A 17,529-nucleotide genomic window follows, 5' to 3' on the forward strand; every position below is an offset into this window, starting at 1 on the left:
ACGAGTAACCTAAAACATAGTCGTCCAACAATCCATTGTTTACAATCACTTATTCACTCTTCTTATTTTCTATTATTACGTTGTCTCTCCGTATGATATATGTAGTTTTTCCCCTGAATTGCACTTATATCTCTACTTCAAAAATCGTTACATATTAACTTCTATCGCAAATTTTCATTAATTACTTAACTTAACTTCAATTCATTAATCTCTCCCTTCCTATCCCTATTTAAAATCCAATCTTAATCATTTTTGATACATATAAACAATGAACAACGAATAAGTGTGACAATTCATATTTTACGTTACTCCCTAAAACTATTACCTGTATATTCAAATAATATGTGCTAATCATGTTAAATTATGGTATTATTCTTAGAAGTTTATAATTTTTATAGATAAAGTTTTTCCGTTTCTACTTATGAAAAAAAGGAATATATAAACATTCAACTATTACACACAACTGTAAGGAGGAATAATATGAATAAAAAGCTCAGTCTAATTGAGATAGAGTACATTTGTAATCTGTTTTTCCAACATTTCGAAATTCCAGTTTGTTTTTTAGATTGTAACAAAAATATTCTTTTAGAATTTACATCAAAAGATGAATCACATTCGTTCTATAAATCAAAAATAGAACAGTTACATGTGCTTTTTCAAAAAAATGATTCAAATAATTCGCCCATCTTCAGATCTCACCAATATTTAGGGCACTTCATTTTAATTCACATAAAGAGTCATTATATGGTGAACGGTACTGTTATTATCGGGCCCTTGACACATGTAAATTTTTCTACAAGTAAAACGGATAGTAACCTTAATTTTATTTCAAATTATAAAAGAACAAGAGATTATTATTTTTCATTGTCAGTCAAAGATCAAAATTTCTTTGTAAATATAGCAATATTGTTCTATAACATTCTCTACAAAAAAAAATCAGATGTACGTATCTTTTCAAATAACAGTGACTCATTTCATGTAAATCATAGCAGTATCTTAAACGAGGATGTATATATTTCAATGCAAAAAAACGAATCTATCTGTCATAATTTGTATATAGAGAACCAACTACTTGGAGCTATAGAAAACGGGGATAAAGAAAGCGTACTCAAATATTATTACGAATTCCAACAAGAGACTCTTTCATCCTTATCTTCATTCCATCAATTAAGACGTCATAAAAACATTTGTATTTCATCCATCACACTTGCTACTAGATATGCTATAAAAGGAGGACTTCCTTCCGGGATTGCTTACAAGATTTACGATCTACACATCCAAAAGACAGAGGATTTAAAAGACACAGAATCTGTTTGGGATTTATTAAGAAATGTTTTCTGTACTTTTGCAGACCGTGTAAAAGTACAAAAAGTAAAGAAATACTCAAAGACTATCGCTATTTGCAAAAACTATATTTTTGAAAATATTTACAATCAAATATCAGTTAAACAACTTGCTAAATTTGCAAACGTAAATTCAGATTATTTATCTATATTATTCAAAAAAGAAGTCGGTATTTCATTAATTGAGTACATTCAACGTGAACGAATCGAAGAAGCAAAAAAATTATTAACTTTCACAACCTATCCCTTATCAGACATATGTGCTTCGCTCAACTTTAGTGATCAAAGCTATTTTACTAAAATTTTCAAAAAATTCACTAACGAAACACCTGGTAAATATCGAAAATCTCATGTTGTCATATAGAGTTAAACTTTCATTAAAACAAAGTGTTTTTAGTAACTTATCAATGGCAGATTAGAATTACTTCCACACTCATGACCTTTTGAATTTAGGCTATTTTTAAATCAAAAAACACGTTACTATTCTTTTATTTGAATGAGAATAGTAACGTGCTTTATATGTAATGTAGGTCTGTAGGCAAAATAGCGTCCAAGCAAAAAGTTTTATAGAAGCCAAATACACTACTTAAATACTAAAATCTTATTAAGTAAAAAATTCATCTAATAATTATTGTGTGAGAAATAATCCCTACGTTATTTTTGTATCTGTCTAAATTTGCGAGCCAAAGTGAGTACTGTACCTGCAATAACCATCCATATGCCCATTGTTGCACTGTTAGTTGTACTGGCACCTGTGTTGGGAAGCTCTTTATATGTAGATTCTTTTTTATCGGTATTACTGTTGTTCGGGATATTACTGTTATTAGCAACGCCTTTAGCTTTTCTAGTATCTTTATCCTTCACCAATACTTTTTGTATTGTATGTACCTCATTACCTACAGAATCTGTGACACTATATATTATTTCAAAAGTACCAGCTTTAGTGGTATCTCCAATACCTTCATATGCTACTTTAGAAGTAAGATCACCGTCTTCTTTATCAGTAGCTGATACACCTACCATTGGATTGAATTGGTCTCCTTCAATAATTGTAGTTGTATCAGCTACTTTTAGTATTGGTATTTCATTTTTAACTTCATCTCTAACTTTGACCGTTACAGTTTGTTCCGCAGTTACTTTATGACCTTTAGAATCTGTAACTATGTACGTTAATACGTAAGTACCGGCTTTAGAGGTATCTACTTCACCATTAAGTTTTACTTTAGAAGTAAGATCACCGTCTTCTTTATCAATAGCTAATACTTTTGCCATTGGATCGAATGAATCTCCTACATGAATTGTCGCTGCAGTAGGCACTGTTAATGTAGGGTTTAAATCTAATACTTCTCCATTTCCCTTTACAATTACAGTCTGTGTAGCCGTTGCATTCCCCCCTTGAGAGTCAACGACCGAGTAGTTCACAATGTATGTGCCTAGTTTAGAAGTATCTACATCGCCTTTATGTTTTACTTTATTTGTTAAATCACCCTCTTCTTTATCAACAGCTTTTACATTACTCATCGGGTCAAACGTATCACCAACACGCAGTGTAATTGTAAGCGGTACAGTTAATTCAGGGACTTGGTTTTCTGCAGTTTTTTCGTTTTCTTTCACTGTTCCTTTAATTTTTGCTGCATCAAATGCTTTTTGGACCGCTTCAACCTCAATTGAGTTCGCCCCATATTTATTTGTTGCAACTTTAAGACACGCTAATCTTAATTCAGAGAAATTAGAAGTCATGTTCAATTCATCAGTATTTGCATAATAGAAAATATCAAACATTTTATCTTCACCAATACCATTTACAGTTACACCGTTATGAGTGCCACCTTGTGCAATTAAATACGCGACTTTATTAATAATACTTGAGTTGAAATGGACGCCCTCATTATCTTCTCCGTTTAAATCACTGTATTTGCTATAATCATCTGGATACGGTACTCCATCAAAAAAATTGATTGAAGATGGATTCTTCATATTACGTAGAACTGATCCGCTTTGTTCTCCTATTGTCCAATTAAATTCTCCATTATTTATATATTTCTCAATAGCCGTTCCCATAATATCAGATAACGCCTCGTTAATTGCTCCAGATTCTCCGAAAAATTCAAGATTAGATTCGCTAGATGTAACCGCATGAGTAAATTCATGGCCGGCTATGTCAAACGCTCTAACCATTGAATCACCATATATAAGCATACTGACATTGTTAACATTAGCACTAAATGCATTATTCCAACTTTTAGGATCATCGGTTTCTCCAGAATCCCAAGCATGTACAACTGATACTACTTTTTTCCCCTTATTATCAAAACTATTTCGCTTATATTTGTCTTTATAAAAATCATATACCTTTGTTGCTAAGAAATGAGCACTTACCGCTTTTGGATCATTAAATGTTGTTGATGTGCTAGTTGCTAATATACCAGGATAATATTTATCTTCAAAACTAATATCTCTATAATTTACATCGTACGTCTCAATTCCTTGCCCCCTTGTGTAATCAGCAAGCACATATTTCCCGTTACTTTGTTCAGAAATACCGAATGTACGAGTTATTCCTAAATCATCTTTTCCAGTTCCGGTTAATGATTTAAAATTGCTTTTTTTACTCTCCTTAATAGCTTCAACATGCTCTTCACTTACTTTTAAATCTGACTCTTGCACCATATTTTTCAACATATCACCATTATGAGCATTCACTAAATAAGTTCCAGATACATAGTTTGGTGTTGCAGCGGCAAATGTAACTTGATATGCATTGATAGCCTGTCCATGGTTTTCATTAACAAAAATAACTTCCTTAACTTCTGGCTCAGAAATAAATTTAATATCGTTCCCGTACTTCGTATAAATATATTGTTTTGCTTCTTCTTTTGATAAATTACTAGCATTCTTTAAATCTTCTTGTGTTAAATTTTGTGCACTTTTTCCTGAAATACTTTTAATAATACCCTTTTTATCTACATGAGCAGTCAATTGGTGTCCATATACTTCTTTACCTTCATATATTTGTTGCATACGTACAAGTGTAGTCCCATCATAAGAAGCACGTTTTTGAACAACGTTGTAATCTACCCCTTTGTCCCCACTAACTTGTTTTGGAGACAAAGCATGCTCGGTTTTTTCCTTAAGTGCATCTTTCACTACATTCTCTGGCGTCTTTTGTGATGGTTGTGTAAGTTCACCTGTACGGAACGAACCCTCTTGAATATCAACTTGCATTTGACCCGTTTCTTCTGCATAAACTACTCCGTATGGTGCTACACTTGTTAAAACTAATCCTGTTGTTAATACAGCTATAGCTATTTCTTTTTTATTCTTCATTTTATTTTCCTCGTATAATTTCCTAAAATATGAAACTGCTTAAATGTATTCCTATCAAAAATAGAAAAAATAAAAAGTACATCACATTACGCAAAACCGTATTATAAAAAGATGACTTCTGTCATCAACAAAAGTCACCTCTTCAATATGTCATATCCCTAATATGTTTTTAATGCATACTTTCTATATGAAAAAGAAAAAGTATTCTTTAACGAGCGTTTTGCAATACTTTTATTAGGTCATTTATATTTTCAACTTTTTGCTGAAACTGATCAAATCTGCTATGTAGCAATGAAGGATTCTTATCTTCAGTTGAAATAACTTTTTTTAATTCTTGTTCTAATTTATCATATGTATGAAAGAAATTATCAAATTCTACACTTATAAGTTCTTCATTTTCACGATAAAATCTTTTTGCTTCTATATAAGTCATATATGATTTATTTAAAAATCCTAATGAAATTAAATATTTAGAAGTGTTTTCTTGATAAATAGCAATATCACATGCTATTTTAATATCAGAATAAGTCTTTTGAACGAAACAATGCAATTCAAAAATCTTAAACTTTAATCCATTATTCATTTCATCCCCTCCCATCCTATCTATTCTACATAAAAAAAGAATATTATACAAAGTAAAATATCAATATAGCACAAAAATAAAAAGCGAAAGAATGGCTCCTTTCGCTTTTTATAATAATACATACATTTCATATTGTGCTAATGAATTCTTTTCAAATCCAGTTTTCTTTAAAAACCCTTCCAGTAAATTGTTGTTTGGAAAACCAATTGATAAACTTGATACATTTAAGTTTTCTGTTGCTACTTGTAATAATTTTGATCCAATACCACGATTTCTATAGTCTTTGTCTACGAAAAGAAAACTAATTTTACCTTGTTCATTCATACATATAGAACCTTTTAAATCATTATCGACATATGCACCATAAAATGTATTGTTTGTTTTTCCGATATAATCCATATCATTTTGCCAATTTATATGGAAGTGTAACCATTTCTGAATTTCAACTTTAAAAGCTGGAAATTCTAATTGTTTTACTTCAATTCCCTTACAATCTTTATTTATTATTTTAGTCATATCTTTTAAATTATAATAAGATAGATCGTACACTTTTTCATAGCCTAATTTCGTATAAAAATGAATCGCTCGGTCATTGCCTACAATGACTTCAAGAAAAAGTTGCTTACACTCATTTTGAAGCGCCTCTTCTTTATGCAGTTCAAATAATTTTTGACTCACACCAATACCGCGGTAATTAGGATGAACCGCTAATGTTCCACAACGCATTGTTTTTATGTTTTCATAATCCTTTATCCCGCCAAGTATTACACCAACAGATTTGTTACCGTCTAAAGCAAGAAAGGAATGTTTTAGTGAATTCCCTTCTGGTCCCAAAAACCTTTTTATAAAATCTTCATTTGAAACTTCCATTTTAATAATGTAATCTGAAAATCCATCTTTAAAAGCTTCATACACTAAATCTATACTTACTTCACTGCATCTTTTGTATTGAATCATATAAAATTCTCCCCCACTTACTCGTGTTAAACTTAGCATTCAAATACGTAAAATGTACTAGTTTCACTCTACCCATCATTCTTTAACATTTAATTTGAAATAAACGGGCACTTCCCTACATATCTCTCACTGTTAATTTGTTTTATAACAAATGGTGCAATATCACTATTTTGAATTTTGATTCCTGGCATATCTACTAAACTCTCTTTTATATTTCCAATGCTCTTCCCTTCCATAACAAATGGTAATCTAACAATTGTCCAATCTACATCACTACCTTGAATAGTTTGCAATTCTTTATATTTATCTTGCATCATCTTTGATAAAAATACTTTAAACAAGGTAGCTCCTATTTTATTTACAATTCCCTTTTGATCTCCTGTAACATCTAAAGAACCTCCAGAAATTAGTATATATCTTTTTATTTCAAATTCTTTCATTGCTTCTAAAATATGCTTCGTTACTGTGCTAAAAATATAAGATTCATTTTTTGGTTGACCTACCGCATTAATTACAGCTCGACACCCTTTAAGTAATTTGCGTATTGAAACAAAATCACGTGCATCTCCATTAATAATCTCTAAATTTTCATTTGTTATTTTGATATTATTAGAATTTCTTGTTAATATTTTTACTTGATATCCCTTTTCTAACGCTTCGTTTACAAGGAATTTCCCTGCGTTTCCGTTTGCACCCAGAATAGCTATTTTATTTGTACTTTCCAATATTAACCCCTCTTACTATCTATTATTTACTACATTAATCTCATGTACACGTAAAAAAGCAATTAAATGCTCGCACGCTCGTTCACACGCTAACATTTTAAAGATTTTTTGTTCCTCTTTCGTTTTATCATTTGCTTGATCTGATGCAGCTTTTAAACTAAGAAAAGGTTTGTTATTGATTTGACACACATAAGCAAAAGCTGCCACTTCTTGATCAACCGCTAATGCTCCATATACAGTATGGAGTAAATATCTCATTTCTGAACTACGGATACGTTGATCTCCAGATAAAAATGTACCATAATGAATCGGATCATAAGATCGTATCTTTTTTATTCTTCTTACAAGTGACTTTGTTGTTTCAATAGGTGCTGTCCTACCATTATATAAATTAAAAATATCTTCCCCTGAACCAGCAGCAGTAACGTCGTGTTGTATTGCATTAAGGGCTACTACAATATGTCCATTTTTCACCTTATTTGATAGACTTCCGCATATTCCTGTCATAAACAACTCATCTGGCTGAAACTCACTAATTAATAATTGCACACAACTAGCACAACTTACTTTCCCAATTCCAGTTATTACGGAGATAACTTCCATATTATTAATATAATGAAAATGAAATTCCCAAGCTGCTCGTTTTTCAATACGTTCACTTGGATAATATTGATGCAAATACGTAAGTTCTGGTTCCCATGCGGATACGATTGCAATACGTTTCATTACATGCTTCACTTCCCCTATTGTTATCATGTAAATACTTTATCTATACTTTCTCATTCATAATCTGGAATCCACTCTTTATATTTCTCATATAAATTTCGTATTGTTTCTTTATTCTTCGCAATTACTTCACATCCTCTATCATCGTAAATAAACATGATAATATCTTTTGTTACATTTATGAGAAATACATCTGGATAAGAAATTTCTTTTTTGCGTCCAAAACGAGGATAAAGACCTAGAAAATCTTCATGATTTGCAGCTTGAATAAGCGGTGTATACTTTATATCACAAGCAAAACATTTTAATGAAAATTGATAAGTACAATACAAGTCAGCTTCTTCTTCTTCAAATAAAAAAGGTATTGTTTCTTGCCTTATATGATACTTTAAATCTCTAATATGAATAAAACGTCTATATATATTAATTTTCTGCGGATTTTTCACATTTTCCTTTTTAAATCGATAAACATTTGTTACTAAAAAAACTTCATCTTCTTTTGAAAATATATCTTCAAATAAGTATTTATTATATGTATAAAGCTGAGTGAAGTATTCCCTATTTACATCGTCGGTTCTTTCTACAAATAGGTCTTTCCCTTTCCCAAAATGAAAATGCAAATGATTTTCCCATTGAAAGTATATATGTGGTACTAATGTAACTCCAGGGAATGTTTCATTCATATATTCTTTTAATTGCATTCTTAATTCCTTTCTACTCTACAATTTCTTTTAACTGCCAATATGCATCTTCTAGCCATGGATGTATAACTTTCAACGTGTCTTTTCTGTCCCACAAATATGAAATATATGCAAAAGCAGCATGTTCTAAAGATTTTTCTAATTCTTTTTTTACTTCTACTAAATATGGTGGTGCTCCATTTTGATCCCATTCTATTTTATCAGCAACAAATAACACTAAATCCATTTTCGTTGCAAGTTTACGTAGTGTAGTATGGCAGCAAATTGCATTTAAGATTTCTTCATCATCCACTTTAAATATCTCTTTTGCAATTACTTTCGATAACTTTTGATGAATAATCATTGGAAATTCTCGTTCTTCTTGTAATATCTCTATTCCAAATTCTTCAGCAACTGCAACCCGATCTTCATTTGGAAAGATTGCACTAATATCATGTAAATATCCTGCAATCGCTGCCTTTTCTTCATTTACATGATACGTAATCGCAATTTTACGGGCTTCTTTTGCCACCCGAATTGAATGTTTATAAGTAAGTTCTTTATTGTATTTTAATAGAAATGATTTTATATCATTTTCAATTTTTCCAGTTGGAGTAAATGATTATATATCCTTATAAAACATCTCAAGTCACCTTTCTTCCTAACTTTCAATATAACGCTGTATTTAAATATCCTTTTTATTTGTATTCGTTATGAATGTTTTAATCCCTTTTTATACGTTACATGAAATTTTATGGTGAATCATTGCTACAAAATACATAAATGTTTGATATTATAGTAATGTTAATGATTTGTAAGGAAAGGAACTACATAATGAATAAAAACATATTAATTATTGATGATGATAAAGAAATTGTTGAGTTACTTGCTGTTTATTTGCGAAATGAAGGCTATAACATTTATAAAGCATACGATGGCGATGAGGCATTGCAAATGATTTCTACATATGATGTTGACCTTATGGTTTTGGATATTATGATGCCAAAGCGTAATGGATTAGAAGTTTGTCAGGAAGTTCGTGAGAATAATACTGTACCTATTCTTATGCTGAGTGCAAAAGCAGAAGATATGGATAAAATATTAGGTCTTATGACAGGTGCAGATGATTATATGATTAAGCCATTCAATCCATTAGAATTAGTAGCTAGAGTGAAAGCTTTGTTACGAAGATCATCTTTCCAAAATGCCACTTCCTCCAAAAATGAAGATGGTATTATTCGTATTCGTTCTGCTGAAATACACAAACATAATCATACTGTTAAAGTAAATGGAGAATATATTAAACTTACATCTATTGAATTTGATATTTTATATTTACTTGCGAGTAATACCGGAAGAGTATTTAGTTCCGAAGAAATTTTTGAACGCGTATGGAACGAAGATGGTTATGGTTCAAATAAAACTGTAATGGTTCACATTAGTAATTTACGGGATAAACTTGAAACAGGAATGAATGGAGAGAAGTTTATTCATACTGTTTGGGGAGTAGGCTATAAAATTGAGAAATGAAGCATTTGATATATTAAAAGATATCCCAAAATGGAAGTTGATTTTTTGGTTTATGTTAGCTATCACACTTACTCCTATTACTGAATTAATTATATATCGCCTCGTTACAAGTGTAATTGAAAGTTCACTTACGTTAAGTGAGCTCGGAAAAGAATTCATTCGAATTTTTGGATATGAAAAATATAAAGGAATAAAGGAATCTCTATGGATGATGATTGTATCTTATTTGTTTTTATTTTCTATTTTCTCATCCTACCTATACATTTTTTATCGTCATGAAAGAAAGATTTATTATGAAACTTGTATTAAAAAAATGATAGAAGAAATTCGTTATATTGCAAATGGAAACTTCAATCATAAAGTTTCTATCGTACATCATAATTACCTGGAAGAGTTAGCAACCGGGGTTAATCAAATTGTTGAACAATTGAAAGTTTCAATTGATGAAGAGAGACAGGCGGAACAAGCAAAAAGTGAACTTATTACAAATGTATCGCATGATTTACGTACTCCTCTTACTTCTATAGTTGGATACGTGAATTTAATCCACCATGATAATTATAGAGATGAAGTGGAATTACGTCATTATATACAAGTCATTTACGATAAAGTAACCCGTCTTAATGCATTAATGAATGATTTGTTTGAATATACACGTGTTCAAAATAAAGAGTTAAGTTTATATTCTGTTCCCATTGATATTGTAGAGCTACTTGGGCAATTAACTGTTCAATTCCGCATACAAGTTCAAGAAGCTAATATAGAATGTCGACCTTCTTTCCCATCTCAAAAACTCATGGTATTAGCTGATGGAGACAAATTAGTGCGTGTGTTTGAAAATCTTATTATAAATGCTATCGCTTATGGAAACGACGGTGGATATATCGACCTCACTGCCTATGAAAGCAATAATATGATTACTATAGATATAACAAATTACGGCCAACCTATTCCTAGTACGGATTTACCTCATATTTTTGAACGTTTTTATCGCGTTGAAAAATCTCGCTCTACGAACACTGGTGGATCTGGACTCGGATTGGCAATTGCAAAAAGTATTGTGGAATTGCATAAAGGAACAATTGAAGTATATAGTGATGATAAAAAAACAACTTTCACTGTAAAACTACAACCATATAAATGTTAATACAACTTAATTTTAGGTCCAATTTCTTATATGGTAAGAAATTGGACCTTTTATTTTCCATTAAAATCCAAAATTTAATAATCCTTTATAATTCTTTAGAAATTCTTTACCTTTTCTTTCTTCCTAATTAAGCATTCCTTTTTACAATAGTATTATTGATGTCATAGTAGGAGGATCGCTTATGCAATTCTTGAAAAAGTTCACAATTTTATTCTTATCTTTTGTTATTACAGCACTTATCGTTTTATATTTTTACCTCTATGTAAATGGTCCAATTATTCAAGCTAAATCAGCTATTTTAATAGATGCTAATTCAGGTGAAGTTGTTTATAAAAAAAATGAAGAAACTCCTATACAATCAGCTACTTTATCTAAATTAATGACAGAGTATATCACACTGGAACAACTGAATGAAGGAAAAATACAGTTAGATGAATTAGTAAAAATAAGTAACGAAGTTTTCCGAGCAGAAACGAGTCCTATACAAGTAACTTCGAAAGATAAAACGACAGTTCGTGATTTACTTCATGCATTGTTTTTGACAGGGAATAATCGTTCCGCACTTGCCCTTGCAGAACACATTGCTGGAAACGAAGATAACTTTACACTTTTAATGAATGAAAAAGCAAAACAACTAAAGTTATCACAACCATCCCCGTTTCTAAATGCTACTGGAATGAATAACGATACAAATAAACAATCAACTACAACAGCTATAGACGTAGCTAAACTAGCGACACAATTAGTAAAAGACTTTCCAGATGTATTGAATGTTACGAAACTAACCTCTTACCAATTTACCTTCAAAGACTCAAAAGTTTTCAACACAAATAAAATGATTTATTCTCTTAATAAAAACATTAAACTCCAAGGTGTTGACGGCTTACAAACTAGTTTTTCAACTAATGGTAATTATAGTTTTGTCAGTACAGCAAAACGAGGAGATACTAGACTTATTTCCGTAATATTAGACTCCAATGAAGAAAACAGTACTTTTATTGAAACAAAATAGTTACTACAGTACGGTTTTGATCCTTCCTCGTACTCTGCACTCCAAGCTTTTAAAGATGCTGTTACATCGTGGACAGTTTTACTTCAGTTTAAAAATTTGATTATACAAACATTATTGATTTTCTTCATTATTACAATTTTAATGTTTTTACATATACGTCAGAAAAAATCCGAGGATTTCAACTAGGAAATCTTCTTTTATATAAAAACCGGCTTGCATTTACAGTGCAAGCCGGTTTCTAAATTTATAATCCTCTTCCAATTAAATTCGCTGAAACAGGCTGAAGATCTAACTCTCTCGCCCATATAGATAGCTGACCGATATGATGAATTTCATGCACAATTACATGTCTTAAAACTTCACCGTATGTATATGTTTTATCGGTCCACGAAGCTTTTAATATCTTACATTCTACGGTAGATGACCATTCTTGTAAAAAATCTTCTAATTCTCGTTTATATAAATCAGATAACGCTTTCACTTTTTGGATGGATTGATAATCTTTAAACTGCGGTTCATTATCTTCTTTTCCTTGAAGCGCACTAATCCAGCTGTACTCAACATCGACAATATGGAATAATGTTTCTAAAACACTCCCAACACCACCTACACGCTTGCGGAGTAATTCTTCCTCTGAAAGTTGTTCACACCACTTAAACCAATCATCTCTTACTTGCCAATTGTATTGAAATAAAGTGTACATTTTTATCTCTCCCCTACCTCAATAATCCATTTAATAGAACCTATTACATAATACGGATCATCTTTTTGAATATAATGGCCGCTTTGCTCTGCAATTACAAATTTATTATTGCTTGATAGGCTTAATAATTCTTCTTGCAATTGTAACCATTTCATTTGTGCATCTGGCGAATAAAAAGCTTTTTTACCCGCAGCTAACACGACAAGTGGAATATCATTCATTGATTTACAATGTCTATCTACTTCACTTAAACTAAATGTAAACTCTTCATAAGAACTTTCATATACAAACTGTTTATAGTAAGCTTCTTGAAATTCTGGAGACATGATTGGCAGAAAATCTTCTTTATAATTTTCCGGTGTCGAATCAACCAAAACGATTCCCAACAAATCTTTGGGATAAGAAGTCGCAAATAAACGTGCATTTATACCGCCAAAAGAATGTCCTACAAAAATATAAGGTGGTTTCAATTGTAGTTGCGCTAAGCAACTTCTTAAATCTTTTACCATTTCAGAACTAATACGTCTCTTGGAACTGTTCCCACTTTTCCCTAATCCCGCTCGATCATATGTAAGTACCGTTCCATATTCCATCAACTCTTCAGCAATATGGTCCCACGCCTTTGAATAATCGCCATAACCTGCCTCCATTATAATAACTGGCTGCAGCTTCTTTCCTTGAAACTTTTTCGTATACATTTTAAAATCATCAACTTGCACATATTCCTCTATACATTTAACCATTGACAATCACTTCTCTCAGGCCAAGTTCCTCTACAGCATGATTAATTATTTTACTTACAGATAAAGAGCCATCCAATACAATATCCGAATTCGGCTTAACAGTATGAATTGCCTCTAAATATGCTTTTCTCGCAAATGTCATGTAATGTTTCAAATCATTATGTATTTCATCTATTGTATCTTCTTTAAAATCTCGCAAAATTCTTCTAGCCATCGCAATATCTAAAGGTGTATCGATAAATATAGTTACATCAATAAACTCTCGCATTTCACTATTTAAGTATGCAAAAGGATAATCTACAATAATATAATCTACATTACCCTCTCGTTTAAGGTGCTGAATATCATGAATTAATGGCGTAAGTACCCATTCATCATAATTTGCTCCATCATCAATCCATTTACAAATATCACTAGGACAGTTTTTAAAGTGATAGCTATCAAAATATAGTGCTTTTGAATTTGTTAACTTTTGAGTTAATTTTTCTGTAACAGTAGTTTTACCTCCTCCTGAAACAGCTGCAATTGTAATGATTTTCGTTTTATTATTCATAATTCCCAACCATACCCCTTTTAATTAACATAACATAGTTATAGGTAACTATTATTTTTTATCGCTCCATTCATATTCTAACATACTCATTTCCCATAAATTCCAATACGTTTCTCCAACTTTTTTTGACTCTCTTAATAAACCTTCTTTTACAAATCCTATTTTTTCATAACATGAGATGGCCGATGTATTAAAATCATAAACACCTAGAGTTACTCTATGTAGTTTTAATTCTTCAAAAGCAACATGAAGTACTGCTTTCATCATATGTTTCCCTATAGAATGTCCTCTCATTTTCGTATCACCAACTAGCACTTTTCCAATCCTCGCAGAATTATTTATATTGTCAATTTGTCCAAGTGAAATATGACCAATTACTTCTTTAGTCTCTTCATCTATCACTTTGAATGCAAGTGTATTTGCACTTTCTATATATTTTTCTAATTGCTGTTCATTTAAAGGATATGTAAATGCATTTCCCGACCATTGTATTAAAAATTCTTCGGAATTAATCCAATTTATTAATTGTTTGAAATCAGACTTTTTAAAGGTTTCTAGTTTAATCACTTTCATGCTCCTTTCGTATATCATACTTTTTAAACTCAAACTTATTTCTATATAAAGAATATATTCTCCTTTTATATGAATTTAAAATAAAGCCATTCATAAGAATGGCTTTACAAAAACATAGCCTAATTATGCAATGTTTCCTATGTCAACAATGGTTCAATCGCTTCAATTTTACAAACTGATATAATTACTGTAACTACCCCAGCACTATTAGCAAGCTTTACAACATCACAAGTGACTGAAGAAACAGTTCCTGCATAATTATTTCCTACTGTAGTAATTCGCACGGCTCTGTTTACTAATTTTTTAAGCTCATCTCTAATTCCTTGTACACAGCAACAATCGCATTTTTTATTTTGTTCTTCTTGTTCTTTTTTACATTCTTCGAAAGCATCCCAACAATCATCCTGTTTACATGTACACTTCTTTTTACAATTATTAAATCGAGAACCCAAAACCTCACCCCCTAATCCTTTCTATTAGTAAAGTATGTCCACAAGCTTAAAAGTGTAAGAGACAAACACATAGAAAGGAAAAAACAAACAATTGTATTAGACATTCTTTTCTTTATTAACTATAAAAACAGGCCTCTAACAATTTGAAGCTTGTTTAATGAGGGGAATTGGATTTAATTCTGCTGAATTTAAAGTTTAGACAACCTCTTATAAGTCAGCTCCTTTAAGAGTCCCCAGCTTTTCCTATTACTTCACATATACCATATACATAGGCTTTGTTTGCATTAATATAGTACCTTTGCTGTTGTGAAATATACATTCAAAAAAGCGTACTCCAAAATAAGATATTATTTAAAATCTTAACGTTTCCTTCAACAAGTGTTTGTTGATTAATATCATAACCAGTAGTTCTCTCAACTATCTCCTGAAAATTAGCATAGTTTGTATGAATTCTATATCTAGTAGAAAGCACTCTATCATATAAAGGTAAAATAATAGGTTAATAAACAAGCCATTCTTTTACTAAAACATAGAATAGTATGAATCCTATTGAAGGGAGGTATAAAAGAATGTCCTGGAAAAATGATTGCTGGAGTTCTAAGAAAAAGCATTGTTGTGATGACTGGTGGAAATCTAAAGAAAAGAATCATTGTGATGATGATTGGAGTTCTAAGGAAAAGCATTGTAATGATGATTGGTGGAAATCTAAAGAAAAGAATCATTGTGATGATGATTGGAGTTCTAAACGAAATAAGTGTCGTTGTAAATGTTTCTTTATTTGTTGTCATTGTAAAAGAAAAAATTGGTAATATTTTCGATATCGACTTAAAAGAGAGAACATGTCTTTTGTGACCGATAAATACTAGAATGTAATATACAAAAAGCTGACTAAGTATAGTCAGCTTTTTGTCAATGAACACGTAGAGATTTATTTTAATATAGTTCTTATTAGAAAAGGATTATTTTATATAGATTACTATAAGCATCCATAAAGCCAAGGCGCCAATGATAGCGAGCGCTATACGTGTAGATAGTACCCTTAATTCAAAGTCTGTTTTCTTGGAGGGTTCAGGATATGCAATTATGTAGATTCCCTTTAATAATGCAAGCCATGCAATAACCGTTAGGAACCCCTGCCAATTGAATACCCATACATTATGTAGGATTACACTACCTAACCCTAGGAAAATCGATAGAAAACCATACATAATACCAAATCCTCTGTCTTCAACCACTAATTTTTTCAATTCACGTAGTACCGATGGACGTACGAAAAGTATTCCCGATACGATAACCGTTATCCATCCCCAAAACAATCCTAAAAAAGTACTAGTTTCCATTATTAGTTCACTCCCCTCAATTATTTATATTTCAGATATTCCCCCCCTTTAGAACAATTCCAACATCTTTATATATAGGCTAAATTCTGCTCTTTTTTAATACAAACATGGCATATTCTATGCCCATCCTTAATCACCTCATTTCTCTACAAAATGAAATTTTTATATCATTCTTCATCATCATCTATCCGAATCAACCGAAGTCGCTTTGTACTATTACCGCACACTTTTTCATAGCTTGGAGCTAACATGCACCAAAGCCAATATAATGATTTATTCGCCTTTTCACTAACCTCTAAAATTGTCCCCTCTGTAATAAAATGATCACCTTAATACAATGTATACTCGCTTGTCCCATGGAATCATCATTATTCCCCTCCCTATTAAAATAGCGTTTTTGTTTCAAATAATGCTCTCATTAATTTGGACGCATTTACCAGTATATTTACCAAAAAATTCATGATATCGTTAACTAGTCGAGTACGTCATTACTTGACGATTACCCTTAGGAGCCCTGCAGACAATCGGGGTTCCTTTTATTTAAATAAGGATTTTGTTTAAACTTTACAAAACTCACCTATATTAAACTATCTTCTAAAATTCCCATTGAACATTTATAATACTTTTAAACAGTTTAAATTCTACAATCAGTAATGGAGGCATTTTAATGGGAAACATCCCAAAAATATCATCACAACAATCAAATCCTAAGATACCCTCACAGCAAGTGAACCCTAACATCCAACAAGGTAATAATAAAAAAACAAGACGCCGTATTATAACTACTTTGGCTTTTATATTATCTGTAATTTTTGTCCTTCAATATTCTCTTAATAACCAACAAGAAATGATTAAAGAAAAACAAATCACGCTTAATACGGAGCAACAAAAATTATCTTCTTTAAAGAAGGATGGTCATTCCCTTAAAAATGATGTTAAGGCTTTAACAGGTAGTGAAGAAGAGATTTTAAAATTGGCAAGGAAACTGTATGGATTTTCCAAACCGAATGAAACTTTATTTCAAATAACTGAATAAAATTACACTGCATTACCCAAAAAGGCGATTTGACGATAATCGCCTTTTTATATTTAATTTCTAAAATAAACATACTAATTTCTTTTTCTATCAAATAAC

Annotated in this window: 18 protein-coding genes and 1 pseudogene; 6 read left to right on the plus strand and 13 right to left on the minus strand. The window is 31.1% G+C overall.

Translation table 11 applies throughout. The features are described from left to right. The first annotated feature begins 480 nt into the window (after window positions 1-480). Window positions 481-1,707 (plus strand): AraC family transcriptional regulator, encoded by a 1,227-nt coding sequence (locus tag JDS99_RS07175; RefSeq protein ID WP_046955936.1) that lies wholly within the window; start codon window positions 481-483, stop codon window positions 1,705-1,707. Between the two features lie 290 nt (window positions 1,708-1,997). Here the strand turns inward: JDS99_RS07175 and JDS99_RS07180 are convergent, their stop codons facing one another. From JDS99_RS07180 to yqeK, 7 genes are all read right to left on the minus strand, one after another. Continuing rightward, a complete protein-coding gene (locus tag JDS99_RS07180) occupies window positions 1,998-4,670 on the minus strand; it encodes a M4 family metallopeptidase (RefSeq protein WP_199694828.1) in 2,673 nt (890 codons plus the stop codon). A gap of 208 nt (window positions 4,671-4,878) precedes the next feature. Continuing rightward, complete coding sequence (locus tag JDS99_RS07185; RefSeq protein WP_088063527.1) at window positions 4,879-5,253, minus strand: hypothetical protein; 375 nt, start codon at window positions 5,251-5,253, stop codon at window positions 4,879-4,881. A 108-nt stretch (window positions 5,254-5,361) separates the two neighbouring features. After that, window positions 5,362-6,210, minus strand: coding sequence for a GNAT family N-acetyltransferase (locus JDS99_RS07190; protein WP_098204231.1), 849 nt, complete (start codon window positions 6,208-6,210; stop codon window positions 5,362-5,364). An 89-nt stretch (window positions 6,211-6,299) separates the two neighbouring features. Further along, on the minus strand, window positions 6,300-6,935 hold the full coding sequence (locus JDS99_RS07195) for an SDR family oxidoreductase (RefSeq protein WP_098133522.1): 636 nt from the start codon (window positions 6,933-6,935) through the stop codon (window positions 6,300-6,302). Between the two features lie 15 nt (window positions 6,936-6,950). After that, window positions 6,951-7,688: a 5'-methylthioadenosine/S-adenosylhomocysteine nucleosidase gene (gene mtnN, locus JDS99_RS07200; protein WP_199694872.1), complete on the minus strand. Its 738-nt coding sequence runs from the start codon at window positions 7,686-7,688 to the stop codon at window positions 6,951-6,953. Window positions 7,689-7,714: 26 nt separating this feature from the next. Beyond that, a complete protein-coding gene (locus tag JDS99_RS07205; protein ID WP_199694829.1) occupies window positions 7,715-8,362 on the minus strand; it encodes a DUF3885 domain-containing protein in 648 nt (215 codons plus the stop codon). Window positions 8,363-8,375: 13 nt separating this feature from the next. Next, entirely contained in the window at window positions 8,376-8,942 is a 567-nt protein-coding gene (gene yqeK, locus JDS99_RS07210; protein ID WP_199694873.1) for a bis(5'-nucleosyl)-tetraphosphatase (symmetrical) YqeK, read from the minus strand. A gap of 233 nt (window positions 8,943-9,175) precedes the next feature. Here yqeK and JDS99_RS07215 point away from each other — a divergent pair, with 233 nt between their 5' ends. The 3 genes and pseudogenes from JDS99_RS07215 to JDS99_RS07225 all read left to right on the plus strand — a co-directional run bounded on the left by JDS99_RS07215 (window position 9,176) and on the right by JDS99_RS07225 (window position 12,216). Next, entirely contained in the window at window positions 9,176-9,871 is a 696-nt protein-coding gene (locus tag JDS99_RS07215) for a response regulator transcription factor (RefSeq protein ID WP_087986134.1), read from the plus strand. After that, window positions 9,861-11,018, plus strand: a complete 1,158-nt coding sequence (locus tag JDS99_RS07220; protein ID WP_199694830.1) for a sensor histidine kinase — start codon at window positions 9,861-9,863, stop codon at window positions 11,016-11,018. Before JDS99_RS07215 ends, JDS99_RS07220 begins: the two co-directional genes overlap by 11 nt. Window positions 11,019-11,199: 181 nt before the next feature. Next, a pseudogene (locus tag JDS99_RS07225) lies at window positions 11,200-12,216 on the plus strand (D-alanyl-D-alanine carboxypeptidase family protein). Between the two features lie 58 nt (window positions 12,217-12,274). Here the strand turns inward: JDS99_RS07225 and JDS99_RS07230 are convergent. The 5 genes from JDS99_RS07230 to exsK all read right to left on the minus strand — a co-directional run bounded on the left by JDS99_RS07230 (window position 12,275) and on the right by exsK (window position 15,054). Then, window positions 12,275-12,733 (minus strand): DinB family protein, encoded by a 459-nt coding sequence (locus JDS99_RS07230; RefSeq protein WP_199694831.1) that lies wholly within the window; start codon window positions 12,731-12,733, stop codon window positions 12,275-12,277. A gap of 2 nt (window positions 12,734-12,735) precedes the next feature. After that, the gene (locus JDS99_RS07235; protein WP_088063520.1) at window positions 12,736-13,476 is read right to left on the minus strand and encodes an alpha/beta fold hydrolase; all 741 of its coding nucleotides are present in this window, start codon (window positions 13,474-13,476) and stop codon (window positions 12,736-12,738) included. Continuing rightward, entirely contained in the window at window positions 13,469-14,029 is a 561-nt protein-coding gene (locus tag JDS99_RS07240; RefSeq protein ID WP_199694874.1) for a nucleoside/nucleotide kinase family protein, read from the minus strand. The genes JDS99_RS07235 and JDS99_RS07240 overlap by 8 nt, the downstream gene beginning before the upstream one ends. A 51-nt stretch (window positions 14,030-14,080) precedes the next feature. After that, window positions 14,081-14,620 carry a GNAT family N-acetyltransferase gene (locus tag JDS99_RS07245; RefSeq protein ID WP_199694832.1) on the minus strand — a complete coding sequence of 180 codons (540 nt, stop codon included), beginning with the start codon at window positions 14,618-14,620 and terminating at the stop codon, window positions 14,081-14,083. A 119-nt stretch (window positions 14,621-14,739) separates the two neighbouring features. Next, window positions 14,740-15,054 (minus strand): exosporium protein ExsK, encoded by a 315-nt coding sequence (gene exsK / locus JDS99_RS07250; protein ID WP_199694833.1) that lies wholly within the window; start codon window positions 15,052-15,054, stop codon window positions 14,740-14,742. 549 nt (window positions 15,055-15,603) lie between these two features. Here exsK and JDS99_RS07255 point away from each other — a divergent pair. After that, window positions 15,604-15,906 (plus strand): hypothetical protein, encoded by a 303-nt coding sequence (locus tag JDS99_RS07255; RefSeq protein ID WP_306426517.1) that lies wholly within the window; start codon window positions 15,604-15,606, stop codon window positions 15,904-15,906. A 107-nt stretch (window positions 15,907-16,013) separates the two neighbouring features. Here the strand turns inward: JDS99_RS07255 and JDS99_RS07260 are convergent, their stop codons facing one another. Further along, window positions 16,014-16,394 carry a hypothetical protein gene (locus tag JDS99_RS07260; protein ID WP_002127497.1) on the minus strand — a complete coding sequence of 127 codons (381 nt, stop codon included), beginning with the start codon at window positions 16,392-16,394 and terminating at the stop codon, window positions 16,014-16,016. A 667-nt stretch (window positions 16,395-17,061) separates the two neighbouring features. Between JDS99_RS07260 and JDS99_RS07265 the strand changes: the two genes are divergently transcribed. Beyond that, window positions 17,062-17,430, plus strand: coding sequence for an FtsB family cell division protein (locus JDS99_RS07265; protein ID WP_199694834.1), 369 nt, complete (start codon window positions 17,062-17,064; stop codon window positions 17,428-17,430). Window positions 17,431-17,529: the final 99 nt, after the last annotated feature.

It is taken from the genome of Bacillus cereus group sp. N6, from assembly GCF_016483705.1.
Lineage (GTDB): Bacteria > Bacillota > Bacilli > Bacillales > Bacillaceae_G > Bacillus_A > Bacillus_A wiedmannii.

Coding starts and splice junctions, on each gene's coding strand:
- JDS99_RS07260 (WP_002127497.1), bottom strand. CDS start 16,394: ATGGAAACTAGTACTTTTTTAGGATTGTTTTGGGGATGGATAACGGTT.
- JDS99_RS07185 (WP_088063527.1), bottom strand. CDS start 5,253: ATGAATAATGGATTAAAGTTTAAGATTTTTGAATTGCATTGTTTCGTT.
- JDS99_RS07205 (WP_199694829.1), bottom strand. CDS start 8,362: ATGCAATTAAAAGAATATATGAATGAAACATTCCCTGGAGTTACATTA.
- JDS99_RS07265 (WP_199694834.1), top strand. CDS start 17,062: ATGGGAAACATCCCAAAAATATCATCACAACAATCAAATCCTAAGATA.
- JDS99_RS07245 (WP_199694832.1), bottom strand. CDS start 14,620: ATGATATACGAAAGGAGCATGAAAGTGATTAAACTAGAAACCTTTAAA.
- JDS99_RS07190 (WP_098204231.1), bottom strand. CDS start 6,210: ATGATTCAATACAAAAGATGCAGTGAAGTAAGTATAGATTTAGTGTAT.
- JDS99_RS07180 (WP_199694828.1), bottom strand. CDS start 4,670: ATGAAGAATAAAAAAGAAATAGCTATAGCTGTATTAACAACAGGATTA.
- JDS99_RS07175 (WP_046955936.1), top strand. CDS start 481: ATGAATAAAAAGCTCAGTCTAATTGAGATAGAGTACATTTGTAATCTG.
- JDS99_RS07215 (WP_087986134.1), top strand. CDS start 9,176: ATGAATAAAAACATATTAATTATTGATGATGATAAAGAAATTGTTGAG.
- JDS99_RS07235 (WP_088063520.1), bottom strand. CDS start 13,476: ATGGTTAAATGTATAGAGGAATATGTGCAAGTTGATGATTTTAAAATG.
- JDS99_RS07240 (WP_199694874.1), bottom strand. CDS start 14,029: ATGAATAATAAAACGAAAATCATTACAATTGCAGCTGTTTCAGGAGGA.
- JDS99_RS07230 (WP_199694831.1), bottom strand. CDS start 12,733: ATGTACACTTTATTTCAATACAATTGGCAAGTAAGAGATGATTGGTTT.